The following is a 14,909-nucleotide window of genomic DNA, read 5'->3' on the forward strand; positions in this document are numbered from 1 at the left end:
TGACCACCTCACGCGACGACCCCCGAACCTGAACGTGACTTTGTTTCACGTTAAGGTTAGCGTCGCGCGCATGACCGACTCAAGCCCGGCGCTGAGCGAGGAGCGGGCCGCCGTGGCGGCCGCCTGCCGCCGACTGGGGGCCGAGGGGCTGCTCATCGGTACGGCGGGAAATGTCAGCGTCCGCGTCGAGGACCGCGTGGCGATCACCGCGACCGGCGCGATCCTGGCCGAGCTCACCCCGGAACAGGTCACCGTCGTCGACCTCGACGGAGAGATCGTGACCGGCGGCCTGCTGCCGACCTCGGAACTGGACCTCCACCTCGGCGTGTACGGCCGTTACGGCACCGGCGCCGTCGTGCACACCCACGCCCCGATGGCCACGGCGCTCTCCCTTGTCCTCGACGAACTGCCCTGCGTCCACTACCAGTTGCTGGCCCTCGGCGGCACCGTCCGGGTCGCGCCGTACGCGACCTTCGGCACCCCGGAACTCGCCGAGTCGGTCCTCGTCGCGCTGGAGGGCCGGGGTGCCGCCCTGATGGCCAACCACGGGGCCGTCACCCACGCCCCGACCCTCGACAAGGCGGTCGAGCACGCGCTGCTCCTGGAGTGGGCCTGCGGTGTCTACCAGCGCGCGGCCGCCCTGGGGCAGCCCCGCGTCCTCGACGAACAGCAGCAGATCGCGGTGATCGAGGCCGCCCTCGCCCGCAACTACGGCACCACGCAGTCCGCACCATCCGCACCATCCGCGCAGGAGGGAACCCGATGAAGGCGCAGAACGTCGTCACCATGGGCGTGCACGTGCTGGACGTCCTGGTCCGGCCGGTCGAGGAGATACCGGAGGGCCAGGGCGCGACCCTGGTCGAGGACATCCGCATGACCGCCGCCGGCACGGCCGCCGGCACCGCCCTCACCCTGGCCAAGCTGGGCGCCTCGGTACGCACCGCCGGGGCGATCGGCACCGACCCGACGGGCGACCTGCTCACGCGGCTCCTCGACAAGGCGGGCATCGACACCGGGCTGCTCGTCCGCCGTATCGACACCTCCACCTCCGCGACCGTCCTGCCCATCCGCCCCAACGGCGACCGTCCCACCCTCCACCTGCTCGGCGCCAACATCACCTACGGCCTCGACGACGTGCCCTGGGAGGCGGTCGCCGAGGCGAGCCACCTGCACCTCGGCGGCCCCGAGCTGATCGGAGCCGAGGTCGCCGCCCGCATCCTGGCGCACGCCAAGGAACACGGCGTGGTCACCTCGGTGGACCTCCTCGCCCCGGGCGAGCTCGGCACCTTCGACCAGATCGAACCGCTGCTCCCCTACGTCGACTTCCTGCTCCCCAACGAGGACCAGGTCCTCGGTTTCAGCGAGGAACAGGACGTCGTCACCGGCGCGAAGAAGTTCCTGGCCGGCGGCGTGGGCCTGGTCGCGGTCACCCGCGGCGGCGACGGCGCCCTCCTGGTCACCGCCGAGGGCACGGAGACGGTCCCCGCCTTCGACGTCGAGGTCGTCGACACCACCGGCTGCGGCGACGCCTTCTCGGCGGGCTTCCTGCGCGGGATGAGCCTGAACCGCACACCACGGGAGGCGGCGATCCTGGGCAGCGCCGCGGCGGCACTGGTGGCCCAGGGCCTGGGCAGCGACCACGGCGACTTCGACCTGGCGGAGGCCGACGAGTTCTCCATGACGAACAGGACCCGCGCCTAGGTGCCGTCCCTGCCGTGCGGTGTGCGAGGCCCGCGGAATGGGCGCGGGGCGGCCGGTGTTGCGGCACCAACGAGTCCGCTCCGCGCCACCGCACTCCTGGGAGTTCCCGTGCCCCACTCCGAAGCCCACGTCGCCACCGACCGCCCGCACCGCTACGCCAAGCAGCTCGCCTCGCACCTGGGCCGCCGCTCCACGACCAGCTGGGACGAGGACAGCGGTGAGGGCAGCCTGCTCTTCCAGAACGGAGGCAAGGGCTCCCTCACCGCCACCGAGGGCGCGCTGCTGCTGACGCTGGAGACGGAGTCCGAGCACCTCGATCTGCTGGAGGGTGTCGTCGGCAGCCACCTCGTCCGCTTCGGCAGCAAGGACGAACTCGTCGTCGAGTGGACCCGGGACGGCGGCGAGCCCGGCACCACGCAGCGCAAGGAGTCCGACTGACCGGGGGCCTCAGACCGAGCAGCCCACGTGGGCCAGTGCCTGCTTGAGCAGCACCCCGTGACCGCCGGGCATCTCGCTCGCCACCGCCGGGGACAGGGCCTCCTGCGGGCTGAACCACACCAGGTCCAGGGCGTCCTGGCGAGGCTGGCAGTCACCGCTCACCGGAACGACGTAGACAAGGGAGACGGCGTGCTGGCGCGGGTCGTGGTACGGGGTGACCCCCTGGGTGGGGAAGTACTCCGCCACCGTGAACGGCTGCAGGGAGGGCGGGATCCGGGGCAGGGCCACGGGTCCGAGGTCCTTCTCCAGGTGACGCAGCAGGGCGTCCCGGACCCGCTCGTGGTGCAGAACGCGGCCGGAGACCAGAGTCCGGCTGACCGTTCCGTCGGGTCCGATGCGCAGCAGCAGGCCGACGCTGGTGACTTCGCCGCTGTCGTCTACGCGCACGGGCACGGCCTCGACGTACAGGATGGGCATCCGGGCGCGCGCCTGCTCGAGATCGTCGGCGCTGAGCCAGCCGGGCGTGGTATCGGTCAAGTCAGACATTGCTAGATCATACTTTCCGGGGACGGCGGGTGCTCAGTCGCGCTCGCCTGGTGGGACGGGGACGGGGACGGGGAGGGGGCGGGAAGTCCGTAGAGACGGCGGGCGTTGTCCCCGCTCGTCCAGGCCGCGATGCGCAAGGCGTCCGGCAGGCTCAGCTCGTCGGCGTCCACCCGCTCCTGGAGCAGAGCGGCCAGCCCCTGCCGGAACGACACCGCGCCGAGCAGATGGAATTCGGCCACACCGTACGCGTCGGAGCTGTACAGCAGCTTGCGGAACGGCGTGATCTCCAGCGCCTCCGCCAGGATCGCCCCGGACCTCGCGGGGCCGACATGGTGCAGCGTGAGGCCCACGTCCAGGTACACCTGCTCGAACACCGCGGCCAGATAGGCGGCCTGCCGCTGGTACGGCCAGCAGTGCAGCAGCAGGACCGGGACGGTGCCCGCGGTCAGGTGCAGCCAGTCCGTGAGGTGGGTGGGATCCACGCGGTGCATCCGGATGTCGCTGTCGCCGAACCCGGTGTGCAGCTGGAGCGGCAGCCCCAGGTCCACGGCGGTCCACAGCAGATGCCGTACGAGAACGGGATCGGCCAGTCGGCGGCGGCGCGGGTGACCTCCGCCTCCGAAGGGCGCGCCGGGTCCAGGTCGAAGCCGGTGCGGTAGGCGGCGACCGACTTCACGGCCACCACACCCGGCCGCCCCACGGCATCCAGAGCGGCCGCCCGGAACACGTCGGCGTACGCGTGCGGCTCCACGCCCCGCGCCGCCACCGCCTCCGCGACGCTTTCCAGCCGTACGACCTCGTAGGCCGACCCGCCCGCGATGGCGGCCAGTTCCCCGGGCGAGGTGATGCGGTCCGGCGTGTACCCGGTGTCGACGCAGAACACGTCCGTGCCCGCGGCGCTCAGGAAGCGGCGGTTGACCTCCTGCGGGCCGAGCTCGGCACGGCGGGCCAGATAGGCCTCGGGCGGCGCGTGGCGGGGGAGGTCCAGCAGGGGCGCGCAGTGGCGCCGGACCGCCACGCCGACGGGGCTGTCGAAGGGGGAGATCCCGGGCCAGGCCGTGCCCTCGGTGAGCAGCGACTCGAAGGCGGGCCGGTCGAGTTCGTCGGTGACGACCCCGTGGCAGTGGTGGTCCACCAGCCGGGCGGCGGCGAGGGCCTCGTGGACGCGTCCGCTCATGCTCAGTACTTCCAGCGGTACGCGGCCGCGATCTGCTCGTCGTCCAGGTCGGCCACGGAATCGCTCTCCCCGAAGCGCACGGCGACCACGGCGTCGGCGAGGACCGGACCCAGCGCGGCCCGCAGCTGTTCGTCGGCGCGGAAGGCCCGGACCGCCTGGGACAGGGAGGTCGGCAGCCGGCGGACGCCCAGGGCGGCGGCCCGGTCGGCGGCGAGCAGGGCCGGATCCCCGGTGATCTCCCTGGGCAGCGGCATGGCCGAGGTCAGTCCGTCGAGCCCGGCGGCGATCAGCCCGGTGAGCGCGAGATACGGGTTGGCGGCCAGGTCGGCCGGCTTCAGCTCCAGGTTCGCGGCCCGGTCGGTCAGGCCCGCCGTACCGGTCACGATCCGCACGGCCGCCTCCCGGGTCTCCCGGCCCCAGGCGGTGAACACCCCGGCCCACTGGGAGGGCTTGAGGCGCAGATAACTGGCCGGGCTCGGCGCGGTCAGGGCCGTCAGCGCGTGCAGGTGGGTGAGGACACCCGCGACGAACGACTCGGCCTCGCGCGTCATGCCGTATCGGCCCGTGCCGCCCGAGTGCAGGTTCACGCCCTCGCGCCAGGCGGAGAGATGGAGATGGCCGCCGTTGCCTACGCCCTCCGCGAAGACGGCCGGGGAGAAGGAGACGGCGAGCCCGTGCCGCTGGGCCACCGCGCGGATCGTCTGCCGTACGAGGACGCTGACGTCGGCCGCCGCCACCGGGTCCAGGGCACCCGTCGAGATCTCGAACTGCCCGGCCGCGTACTCGGGGTGGAGCTGTGCGACCTCGATGCCCTGGGCGGCGCAGGCCGCCAGCAGGTCGGCCGCGTAGTCGCTCAGCTCCACCTGCCGGGTGGCGCCGTACGCCGGTCCCGACACCGCGGGCACGAAGTCACCGTCCGCCGCCGGGCCCCGGCCCACCGCCCACTCGATCTCGATGCCCGCCTCGAAGGTGATCCCGTGCCGTTCGGCCGCCTCGGTGACGATCCGCCGCAGCACCGTGCGGGAGCAGCCGGGATGGCGCTCGCCCTCCTGGGTGATCCGGTCGACGGGCGCCCAGGCCCAGCCGGGCTGCCCGGCCAGTGCCACCAGCCGGTCCAGATCGGGATACAGACGCAGATCACCGTCCGGGGAGCCCAGCGTCTCCGTGGTGATGATGGAGTCGTTCGCCAGGAAGGTGTCGAACACCGGCGACATGCCCACGCCCCAGGCCGCGGCGGAGGGCAGCTTCGCCGTCGGGACGGTCTTCACCCGGCAGATGCCCGCGGTGTCGACATAGGCCAGGACCACGCCGTGCACGCCCTTCGCGGACAGCTCCTCGCTCAGTGCGGTGGCCCGGTCCACGTCCCCGGGACGGCCGCCGGGGACGGGGTCGGCAAGGGTGGTCATACGTCCTCCACGACGGGCTCGGCCGATCGGATCCCGCGTCAGGGTTTCACGGCGACCGCGCCGAACTGCGGTACCACGGCCGGGGAGTCGGAGTCGGCACGCCACCGCGAGCAGGAGACCAGGCCCGGTTCGAGGAGATCGAGTCCGTCGAAGAAGGTGGCGATGTCCGTGCCGCTGCGGGCCGTGATCGGCGGAGTGGCGTTCTCGTTCCAGAACTTCATGGCCGGGATCTGGCCCTCGCCGCCGAGGTCGGCGTCGAACGTGGGGTGGGTCAGGGCCAGATGGCTGCCGGCGGGCATCGAGGCCATGATCTCGTGCGCGATCCTGCGCGCCTCGTCGGTGTCGAGGACGAAGTTGAGGATGCCGAGCATCATCACCGCGACCGGCTTGCTGAAGTCCAGGGTCTGGGCGGCCCGTTCGAGGATGGCGGCCGGGTCGTGGACGTCGGCGTCGATGTAGTCGGTGACGCCCTCGGGTGTGCTGGTCAGCAGGGTGCGGGCGTGGACGAGGACGATCGGGTCGTTGTCGACGTAGACGATCCGGGCGTTGGGCGCGATGCGCTGGGCGATCTCATGGGTGTTGTCCACCGTCGGCAGCCCCGTGCCGACGTCGAGGAACTGCCGGATGCCCCGCTCCTCGGCGAGGAAGCGCACCGAGCGGCCCAGGAACCAGCGGTCCGCGCGGGCGATCTCCCGGATGATCGGGAACATCCCGGCGACATGGTCGCCGACCCGCTGGTCGACCTCGTAGTTGTCCTTGCCGCCGATCCAGTAGTTCCACACGCGCGCGTTGTGCGCCACACCTGTGTTCAGCCTCGCCGATGCGCCCGACGGGGTGTGGCTCTCGCTCACGACAGTGCTCCTTCTCCGTGCCTGTTCTCCGTGCCTGCGGCCGTTGCCGCCATTGTGCCGTCCGATGATCAGCTTGTCCCGCGAACCCTCGACTCGAACGCCCTGTCCGAAGTGCCGGACACCCGCTCGGCGGCGACACTGGCCCCGTGCGCCCGCCCCGCCCCCGGCCTTCGAGGAGTGAGCATGCTGCCCGGTTTCCTCGCCAGGATGGTCGAGTTGATGCGCGGCCGGGAGGGCCGCTCACTCCATATGAAGGCGGCGGGCGGTGCGACCGCCGTGCTGCTCCTGGTGATGCTCACCGGTTCCTGGGCGGTGCTCGTCGCCGAGGAGGGGGCGCGGGGCGCCAGTCTGACCTCGTACCCGAAGGCCCTGTGGTGGGCGGTCGAGACGGCGACGACCGTCGGATACGGCGACTTCTACCCGGTGACCTGGTGGGGCCGGGTCGTCGGCACGGTCGTCATGGTCGTCGGCATCACGACGTACGGCATGGTCACGGCGGCACTCGCCACCTGGTTCGTGGCCCGGCAGCAGAAGCGTGCGCACCCGGTGGGTGCCGAGACCCTGCATGCCCTGCACGAGCGGTTCGACCGGCTGGAGGAGGTGCTGGGAGCGAAGAAGAAGGGGTGACGTGGTTCCCCGGCCGCGCGTGCCGGCCGAGGGCGACGGGGCGGACCACGTCGAGCTCGCGGTCGGTCAGGGGCTCGGTGGCCGGGCGGGGCGGGGCGCGACGACCGGCTGCGGCCTCGGGCCCGGGGTGAGGTACCGGAGCAGACGTGCGGCGGCCGAGGGGGGAGCCCGGTGGGTCACCGGCCGCGGCGGTACGGACCGCTTTGGCGAGGAGCGTGGGCCGGGCCCGGAGTGCGGGTGCTCTTCTGCGGAGGGCGCGGGGCACTCCTCCGGGGGTGCGGGGCGTCCGGCCGGGGCTACGGGCGACGCTCCCCTCGTGCGGCGCCGGAGCTTTCCGGGGAGGAGCACGCCCGCGCCCCGGTTGACGCGGGCGTCTTTCCCGGGCGGCCGGTCGGGTTGTTCAATGGGGCTGCACAGGAGAGGAGCCCGCCCGTGTCCCCTGCCCCCGTGCCCCCCGTCGGCGTCCGCATCCGGCAGGCGCGGCTGGAGCGTGGCCTCGGGCTGCGTGCTCTGGCCCGCGAGGTCGGTGTCTCCGCGAGCCTGGTCTCCCAGATAGAGACCGGGAAGAGCCAGCCGTCGGTCAGCACCCTGTACGCGATCACCACGGCTCTCGGGATCTCCGTCGAGTCGCTCTTCGAGGGCCGGGAGACCGCCGCGGCGGTGGGTTCGGCCACCGTCGTGCACGCCCTGGCGGCATTCGCCGCCGACCCCGGCCGCCGCATAGGCCCCCTGGTCACCCCCGGTGAGCGGGAGCTGCTGGAACTGGACTCCGGCGTCGTGTGGGAGCGGCTCGGGCACGTCCCCGGCACGGACGTCGACTTCCTGCTCGTCACCTACCGGCCCGGCGGCTCCTCCTCCGGTGCGGGCGGTCTGATGCGGCACGCCGGCACCGAGTACGGCTATCTGACCTCCGGCGAACTCGTCCTCACCCTCGGCTTCGACGAGCAGGTCCTGCGCCCCGGCGACGCCGTCAGCTTCGAGTCCACGACCCCGCACCGCTACCGCAACGACGGCGACGAACCGGCCGTGGGTGTCTGGTTCGTGTCGAGCCGGACCGTTCGGTGACGGCCAAACCGTTCAGTGACACTTGACACTCCCCGTGGACGGTCGTTGACTCGATGGTGGGGGTGGTCGCGATGGCGATCCGCACATACGGCCCCAATGCCGTCGACTGGGAAGAGCGCGTAGACCTCGACCGGCTGCGCCGACAGCGCCTGGCCCGGCTCCACGACACGCTGAACCGCTCCGAACTGGGCGCCGTGCTCAGCTTCGACTTCGCGAACATCCGCTACATGACCGCCACGCACATCGGCACCTGGGCGATGGACAAACTGATCCGCTTCGCCCTGCTGGTCCGCGGCGGCGAACCGATCGTCTGGGACTTCGGCTCCGCGGCCCGCCACCACCAGCTCTTCAACCCTTGGCTCGACCACGACGACGGCAAGGACGGCCCGCCCACCGGAGCCCGCGCCGGCATCTCCACCCTGCGCGGCGCCTTCCACCCGGACGCCGGGATCGCCGAGGACGTCGCAGCGAAGATCGCCGCCGAACTGCGCGCCCACGGCCTCGCCGGCGAACCGCTCGGCATCGACGTCGCCGAGATGCCCGTGCTCGCGGCCCTGCGCGCCGAGGGCATCGACGTGGTCGACGGGCAGCAGGTCTTCCTGGAGGCCCGCCGCGTCAAGACCGGCGACGAGATCTCCCTGCTCGCCCAGGCCTGCGCGATGGTCGACGCGGCCTACGAGGAGCTCTACGCCCACCTCCGCCCCGGCATCCGCGAGAACGAGTGCGTCGGCCTGGTCAGCAAGGTCCTCTACGACCTCGGCAGCGAGTACGTCGAAGGCGTCAACGCCATCTCGGGGGAACGCTGTTCACCCCACCCGCACGTCTACAGCGACCGCCTGATCCGCCCCGGCGACCCCGCCTTCTTCGACATCCTCCACAGCCACCTCGGCTACCGCACCTGCTACTACCGCACCTTCGCCGTCGGCAGCGCCTCCCGAGCGCAACGGGACGCGTACGTCCGCTGCCGGGAGTACATGGACGAGGCGATCTCCCTGGTCCGGCCGGGCGCCACCACCGCCGACATCGTCCAAGTGTGGCCGCGTGCCGAGGAGTTCGGTTTCGCCGACGAGACCGCCGCCTTCGCCCTCCAGTACGGCCACGGCGTGGGCCTGTCGATCTGGGAGAAGCCCGTCTTCAGCCGGCTGGTCTCCCTCGACCACCCCGAAGTCCTCGAAGAGGGCATGGTGTTCGCCCTGGAGACCTACTGGCCCGCGGCCGACGGCTGGTCCGCCGCCCGGATCGAGGAGGAACTGGTCGTCACCGCCGACGGCTGCGAGGTCATCACCAAGTTCCCCGCCGAGGAACTCCTGGTCGCGGGCCGCAAGTACTGGACGGTGGGCGGCGAGCTGAACACCCGCCGTGAGTCGCAGTCGCATCTCAACAACGGGAAGCACTGATGGAACCGGCCGCACTCCTCGCCCTGTACGAGCGGATGGCCCTCATCCGCCGTACCGAGAAGGCCGCCCACGACCTGTTCCTCCAGGGCCTCGTCAAGGGCACCACCCACCTCGCCGCCGGCCACGAGGCGATCGCCGTCGGCGCGAGCGCCGCCCTGCGCGACGACGACTACGTCTTCGCCACCTATCGCGGCCACCACCACGCGATGGCCCGGGGCGCCACCCCCGAGGAGTGCCTCGCCGAACTCATGAGCAGGGCAACGGGGTTGTGCGGGGCCAAGGGCGGCTCCATGCACCTCACCAAGGCAGCCACGAACATGCTCGGCTCCTACGCCATCGTCGGCGCCCACCTTCCCATGGCGGTCGGCGCCGCCTGGTCGGCGAAGCTGCGCGGCACCGGACAGCTCGCGGTCGCCTTCTTCGGGGACGGCGCCACCAACATCGGCGCCTTCCACGAGGCGCTGAACCTGGCCGCCGTGTGGAAGCTGCCCGTGCTGTTCGTCTGCGAGAACAACCTGTACATGGAGTACACGCCGATCGCCGACGTCACCGCGGTGCCCCGGCCGGCCGCCGACCGGGCGCCCGCCTACGGCATCCCCGGCGAGGTCGTCGACGGCAACGACGCCGTCTCCGTCCAGGAGACGGTGGCACGGCTGGCGCGGCGGGCCCGGGCCGGAGACGGGCCCGCCCTGCTGGAGGCCGAGACCTACCGCCACTTCGGGCACAGCCGGAGCGACCCGGCGACCTACCGCCCGGCCGAGGAGGTCGAACGCTGGCTCAAGCACGACCCGTTGGACATCGCGCGCGGGCGGCTCGTCGAGGCCGGGGTGCCCGAGGAGAGGGTCACCGAGGCCGACGAGCGCGCGCGGAGCGTCGTACAGGAGGCGGTCGATGCCGCGAAGAACGCGCCGCCGCCCGATCCCCGCGAGGCCTTCACCGACGTATGGGCCGACGGAGGTGCGGCATGGCGGACGTGATCACCTATCGGGAGGCGGTCGCCGAGGGCATCGCGCGGGAGATGCGCCGCGATCCCTCCGTGGTCTGCCTGGGGGAGGACATCGGCGCGGCCGGCGGGGTGTTCAAGACGACCGCGGGGCTGCACAAGGAGTTCGGGTCCGAGCGGGTGTGGGACACGCCGATCTCCGAACAGGCCATCGTGGGCGCGGCGATGGGTGCCGCGATGACCGGCATGAGGCCGGTCGCGGAGATCATGTTCTCGGACTTCCTGGCCTGTTGCTGGGACTACCTCGCCAACGAGATTCCCAAGGTGCGGTATATGACGGGTGGTCAGGTCACCGTGCCCCTCGTCGTGCGCACCGCCAACGGCGGCGGGCTCGGTTTCGGCGCCCAGCACTCGCAGGCCACGGAGAACTGGGCGCTGACCGTTCCCGGGCTGAAGATCGCGGCGCCTGCCACGCCCGCCGACGTCATCGGCATGATGGCGGCGGCCATCCGCAGCGACGACCCGGTCGTGTTCTTCGAGCACAAGGGGCTGCTGGCCACCAAGGGGCCGCCCCCGCCGCCCGACCACGTGGTCGACCTGGGGCGCGCGGCCGTCGTGCGCGAGGGGGCCGACGTGACGCTGGTGGCGCTCGCCTCGATGGTGCCGGTCGCGCTCACGGCCGCGGAACGGCTCGCCCAGGAGGGCATCGGCGTCGAGGTCGTCGACCTGCGCTCCCTCGTGCCGCTCGACATGGCCACCGTGCTCGCCTCGCTCGGCCGGACCTCCCGGCTGGTGACCGTCGAGGAGAACCCGTACCAGGGCGGCTGGGGGGCGACGCTCGTCTCCGTCGTGGCCGACGAGGGTTTCGGGCTGCTGGACGCGCCGGTGCGGCGGGTGACGGGGGAGTGCGTGCCGCTGCCGTTCGCGGACGCGCTGGAGGAACAGGTCATTCCCACCGTCGACAAGGTCGTGGCGGCCGTCAGGAGTCTCGCCGCGTACTGAACACCCCCTAGGAGGAAGCGCGATGACCCATCGGACACTCCTTCGAGCCGGACACGTGCTCTCCATGGACCCCGACATCGGGGACCTGCCGAGGGGGGACGTCCTCATCGAGGACGGGAGGATCGCGGCCGTGGACCGTGAGATCGGCGCGGACGCCGAAGTCCTCGACATGACCGGCCGCATCGTGATCCCCGGCTTCGTCGACACCCACCGCCACACCTGGGAGGCCTCGATCCGGAACGTGGCGCCCGACGCCACCCTCGACGACTACTTCGTCGACATCCTCGACACCTTCGCACCCCTCTACACCCCCGAGGACGTCTACGCCGCGAACCTCGCGGGCGCCCTGGAGTGCCTCAACGCCGGCATCACCACGCTCGTCGACTGGTCCCACATCAACAACACGCCCGAGCACCCGGACGCGGCGATCCGGGCCCTCGCGGAGACCGGCATCCGTGCCCAGTACGCGTACGGCAGCGCCAACACCTCGCTCGCCGACTACTGGTTCGAGAGCAAGATCGCGATCCCGGGCGACGACGTACGCCGGATCCGCACCGAGTACTTCTCCTCCGACTCCGACGACGCACTGCTCACCCTGGCCCTCGCCACCCGCGGCCCCGGCTTCTGCGTCAACGACGTCGTCACCGCCGAGTGGGCCCTCGCCCGTGAGCTCGGCATCCCGATCACCGTGCACGTGGCCATGGGGCGTCTCGCGGGCCGCTTCGGCATGGTCAAGCAGCTCCACGACCTCGGACTGCTCGGCCCCGACACCACCTACGTCCACTGCTGCTACTTCAGCGAGGAGGAGTGGCGGCTGGTCGCCGACAGCGGCGGTACGGTCTCCATCGCGCCGCAGGTCGAGACGCAGATGGGGCACGGCTGGCCGCCGGTGATGAAGGCGATCGAGCACGGCCTGCGCCCCTCCCTGAGCATCGACGTCGTCACCACCGTGCCCGGCGACATGTTCACCCAGATCCGCGCGGCCTTCGGCGCCGAGCGCGCCCGCGTCAACGCGGCCAGCTGGCAGGCGGATGTCCCGGTCCCCGACACCATGTTGACGGCACGTCAGATGCTGGAGATCGCCACCCGCAACGGCGCCCACGTGGCCGGCCTGGAGGACCGCACCGGATCGCTCACCCCGGGCAAGCGCGCGGACGTCGTCGCGATCGACGCGACCGCCCTGAACGTGGCCCCGGTGCACGACGCTGCCGCCGCGGTGGCGTTGAGCGCGGACGTGTCCAACGTGGAGACGGTCATCGTCGACGGCGTCGTCCGCAAGCGCGACGGCAGGCTCACGGCCGACGTGGCGCGTGCCCGGCGCCTGGTCGAGGAGTCCCGCGACCGGCTGCTGGCCGCGAAGGAGGCCCGGGCGTGACCAGGCACCTGGTGCGCCGGGCCACCGACCTCCCTGAGCCGTCGTACGACGAACACGGCTACCGGCGAAGGGAGTTGGTCGGCGAGGCCGACGGCAGCTCGCACACCGGTTTCGGGGTGTGCGAGCTGCGCCCCGACGGGAGCGTGGCGGCCCATGTCCACTCGTACGAGGAGAGCTTCCACGTCCTCGACGGGACTGTGGTCCTCGATATGCCCGAGGGGGCGTACCTGCTGGAGGAGGGCGACTACGGGCTCCTCGCGACCGGCGTCCCGCACGCCTGGCGCGGCGCCGGGGACGGCGTCGCCCGCTGGGCGGACATGCTCGCTCCGGTACCGCGGGCCCGGTACGGGTACGACACCCAGGCGGTCTCCGCGTGGCCGGTGCGTCCGCCCGTCCGGGTCGACGTCCGCGACCCGCGCACCCGGTCCTTCGGGCACTTCGAACCCGCCCAGATGGACCCCGGGAAGCAGTCCCAGGACCTGCTCGCGATGTCGGCGAGCATGCGGACCGCGCTGCTCGTCTACAGCGGGATCACCGTGAAGATGATGGTCGACAGCGATCTGGGCGCGGTGGCCTCGACGATGTTCATGGTGCGGTACGCGCCCGACGGCGTCGCGGGCACGCACGACCACCCCTTCGAGGAGACGTACCTGTTCCTGGAAGGCGAGGCGGACGCGGTCTTCGACGGTTCGCCGTACCGGCTGGGTCCGGGCGACTGCGCCTGGGCGGGCGCCGGTTGTGTGCACGGCTTCGCCAACGCCGGTGAGGGGCCGCTGCGTTGGCTGGAGACACAGGCGCCGCAGCCGCCGGTGCGGCACTCCTACCGGTTCACCCGGGACTGGGACTACCTGAGGGAGGCTTCCCGATGAGCGGCGTGGTGGTGATCGGGGGAACCTCGGGCATCGGCAGGGAGTTCGCCCGGGTGCGTGCCGAGCGCGGCGACGAGGTGGTGATCACCGGGCGGGACGCCCACCGCACCGACACCGCGGCCAAGGAGATCGGCGCCCGGGGACTCGCCCTGGACCTCGCGCGGCCGAAGGGGATCGTCGACGCCCTGGGCGACGTGGGAACCGTCGACCACCTGGTGGTCGCGGGCATCTCCCGCGACGAGAACCGGGTGACCGCGTACGACATCGACGCCGCCGTCCACCTTGTCACCCTCAAGCTCGTCGGCTACACCGCCGTCGTCCACGCGCTGCGGTCCCGGCTGCACGACGACAGCGCCATCGTGCTGTTCGGCGGACAGGCCAAGGAGCGGCCCTACCCGGGAGCGACGACGGTGGCGACCGTCAACGCCGGGGTGACGGGGCTGATGCACTCCCTGGCCGTCGAACTCGCCCCCGTCCGGGTCAACGCGATCCATCCCGGGGTGGTGGGGGACAGCCCGTACTGGCGGGCCAAGCCGGCGGAGGTCCTGGCGGACCTGCGGGCCAGGACCCCGACGGGACGGCTCGCGACCGTGGCGGACGTGGTGGACGCCGTGGACTTCCTGCTGCGCAACGGCTCGGTCAACGCGGTGGAGTTGAGCGTGGACGGCGGATGGCTGCTGGGGTGAGGTCCGGCCCGCGGGCTCAGCGCTTGATGCCGACCGCCCCGTACAGCGACACGGGGTCACCCTCCTCGCGGGCGTCCGGACGCCACCGCGACAGGGACACGATCCCCGGCTCCAGTACGTCGAGTCCCTTGAAGAGACGGCTCACCTCGTCGTGCGAGCGGGCCACCAGGGTGACCCCGCCGGCCGTGTAGGCCGCGATGCCCGCGTGCACCCGCTCCGGATCGAAGTCCGCCGTCATCGCCGACAGCACCAGGCAACTGCCCGGAGCCAGCGCGCCGACCAGCGTGTCCACCAGTTCCCGGGCGCCGTCCTCGTCGGAGATGAAGTGCAGCAGCGCGACCAGGGACAGCGCGACGGGCTGCTCGAAGTCGAGGACGGCGGAGGCGCCTTGGAGGATCCGCCGCGGCTCCCGGGCATCCGCCTGGAGGTAGTGCGTCGCCCCCTCCGGGGTGCCGTGCAGCAGGGCCGCCGCGTGGGCCAGGACGATCGGGTCGTTGTCGACGTACACGATCCGGGCGTCCGGTACGGCGGACTGGGCGATCTGGTGGAGGTTGGGCTCGGTGGGGATGCCGGAGCCGATGTCGAGGAACTGGCGGATTCCCGCTTCCCGTACCACGACCCGGGTGGCCCGCTCCATGAACCGGCGGTTGGCGCGTGCCTGCCGGGGAGCGTCCCCCTGTGCCGTGATCGCGCGTCCGAGCTCCTCGTCGACGGGGTAGTTGTCCTTCCCGCCGAGGAACCAGTCGTACACCCGGGCCGGATGCGGCCTGCTCGTGTCGATCCGCCGGCCGGCCGACTCGGTCCCGGTCACGCAAAGCTCCTCTGC

Annotated in this window: 15 protein-coding genes and 1 pseudogene; 11 read left to right on the forward strand and 5 right to left on the reverse strand. The window is 72.0% G+C overall.

What is annotated here, in order from left to right; translation table 11 throughout:
- The first annotated feature begins 70 nt into the window (after positions 1–70).
- From H293_RS0104270 to H293_RS0104280, 3 genes are all read left to right on the forward strand, one after another.
- Entirely contained in the window at positions 71–766 is a 696-nt protein-coding gene (locus tag H293_RS0104270) for a class II aldolase/adducin family protein (RefSeq protein ID WP_020116640.1), read from the forward strand.
- Entirely contained in the window at positions 763–1,701 is a 939-nt protein-coding gene (locus H293_RS0104275; protein WP_020116641.1) for a carbohydrate kinase family protein, read from the forward strand. Before H293_RS0104270 ends, H293_RS0104275 begins: the two co-directional genes overlap by 4 nt.
- A gap of 108 nt (positions 1,702–1,809) precedes the next feature.
- Complete coding sequence (locus H293_RS0104280; protein ID WP_020116642.1) at positions 1,810–2,139, forward strand: DUF2218 domain-containing protein; 330 nt, start codon at positions 1,810–1,812, stop codon at positions 2,137–2,139.
- Between the two features lie 9 nt (positions 2,140–2,148).
- On the opposite strand, the gene H293_RS0104285 is transcribed toward H293_RS0104280, so the two are convergent.
- The 4 genes and pseudogenes from H293_RS0104285 to H293_RS0104300 form a co-directional block, all read right to left on the reverse strand.
- Positions 2,149–2,685: an NUDIX hydrolase family protein gene (locus H293_RS0104285; RefSeq protein WP_020116643.1), complete on the reverse strand. Its 537-nt coding sequence runs from the start codon at positions 2,683–2,685 to the stop codon at positions 2,149–2,151.
- A gap of 2 nt (positions 2,686–2,687) precedes the next feature.
- Positions 2,688–3,862 (reverse strand): annotated as a pseudogene (locus tag H293_RS52535) (amidohydrolase family protein).
- A 2-nt stretch (positions 3,863–3,864) separates the two neighbouring features.
- Positions 3,865–5,268 carry a type I glutamate--ammonia ligase gene (locus tag H293_RS0104295; RefSeq protein WP_020116644.1) on the reverse strand — a complete coding sequence of 468 codons (1,404 nt, stop codon included), beginning with the start codon at positions 5,266–5,268 and terminating at the stop codon, positions 3,865–3,867.
- A gap of 38 nt (positions 5,269–5,306) precedes the next feature.
- The gene (locus tag H293_RS0104300; protein ID WP_020116645.1) at positions 5,307–6,119 is read right to left on the reverse strand and encodes an SAM-dependent methyltransferase; all 813 of its coding nucleotides are present in this window, start codon (positions 6,117–6,119) and stop codon (positions 5,307–5,309) included.
- Positions 6,120–6,302: 183 nt separating this feature from the next.
- Here H293_RS0104300 and H293_RS0104305 point away from each other — a divergent pair, with 183 nt between their 5' ends.
- From H293_RS0104305 to H293_RS0104340, 8 genes are all read left to right on the forward strand, one after another.
- The gene (locus tag H293_RS0104305; RefSeq protein ID WP_020116646.1) at positions 6,303–6,746 is read left to right on the forward strand and encodes a potassium channel family protein; all 444 of its coding nucleotides are present in this window, start codon (positions 6,303–6,305) and stop codon (positions 6,744–6,746) included.
- 432 nt (positions 6,747–7,178) lie between these two features.
- Complete coding sequence (locus H293_RS0104310; protein WP_028807540.1) at positions 7,179–7,811, forward strand: helix-turn-helix domain-containing protein; 633 nt, start codon at positions 7,179–7,181, stop codon at positions 7,809–7,811.
- Positions 7,812–7,882: 71 nt separating this feature from the next.
- Positions 7,883–9,208, forward strand: coding sequence for a M24 family metallopeptidase (locus tag H293_RS0104315; protein WP_033415255.1), 1,326 nt, complete (start codon positions 7,883–7,885; stop codon positions 9,206–9,208).
- Positions 9,208–10,185 (forward strand): thiamine pyrophosphate-dependent dehydrogenase E1 component subunit alpha, encoded by a 978-nt coding sequence (locus H293_RS0104320; protein WP_020116649.1) that lies wholly within the window; start codon positions 9,208–9,210, stop codon positions 10,183–10,185. The genes H293_RS0104315 and H293_RS0104320 overlap by 1 nt, the downstream gene beginning before the upstream one ends.
- Positions 10,173–11,153 (forward strand): alpha-ketoacid dehydrogenase subunit beta, encoded by a 981-nt coding sequence (locus H293_RS0104325; protein WP_020116650.1) that lies wholly within the window; start codon positions 10,173–10,175, stop codon positions 11,151–11,153. Before H293_RS0104320 ends, H293_RS0104325 begins: the two co-directional genes overlap by 13 nt.
- Before the next feature lie 22 nt (positions 11,154–11,175).
- Positions 11,176–12,528, forward strand: a complete 1,353-nt coding sequence (locus tag H293_RS0104330; protein ID WP_020116651.1) for an amidohydrolase family protein — start codon at positions 11,176–11,178, stop codon at positions 12,526–12,528.
- Positions 12,525–13,397, forward strand: a complete 873-nt coding sequence (locus H293_RS0104335; protein ID WP_020116652.1) for a cupin domain-containing protein — start codon at positions 12,525–12,527, stop codon at positions 13,395–13,397. The genes H293_RS0104330 and H293_RS0104335 overlap by 4 nt, the downstream gene beginning before the upstream one ends.
- Complete coding sequence (locus H293_RS0104340; protein WP_020116653.1) at positions 13,394–14,083, forward strand: SDR family NAD(P)-dependent oxidoreductase; 690 nt, start codon at positions 13,394–13,396, stop codon at positions 14,081–14,083. Before H293_RS0104335 ends, H293_RS0104340 begins: the two co-directional genes overlap by 4 nt.
- A 16-nt stretch (positions 14,084–14,099) precedes the next feature.
- Here the strand turns inward: H293_RS0104340 and H293_RS0104345 are convergent, their stop codons facing one another.
- Positions 14,100–14,894, reverse strand: a complete 795-nt coding sequence (locus tag H293_RS0104345; protein WP_020116654.1) for an SAM-dependent methyltransferase — start codon at positions 14,892–14,894, stop codon at positions 14,100–14,102.
- Positions 14,895–14,909: the final 15 nt, after the last annotated feature.

This window comes from Streptomyces canus 299MFChir4.1 (assembly GCF_000383615.1).
In the GTDB taxonomy this organism is placed as follows: Bacteria; Actinomycetota; Actinomycetes; order Streptomycetales; family Streptomycetaceae; genus Streptomyces; species Streptomyces canus_C.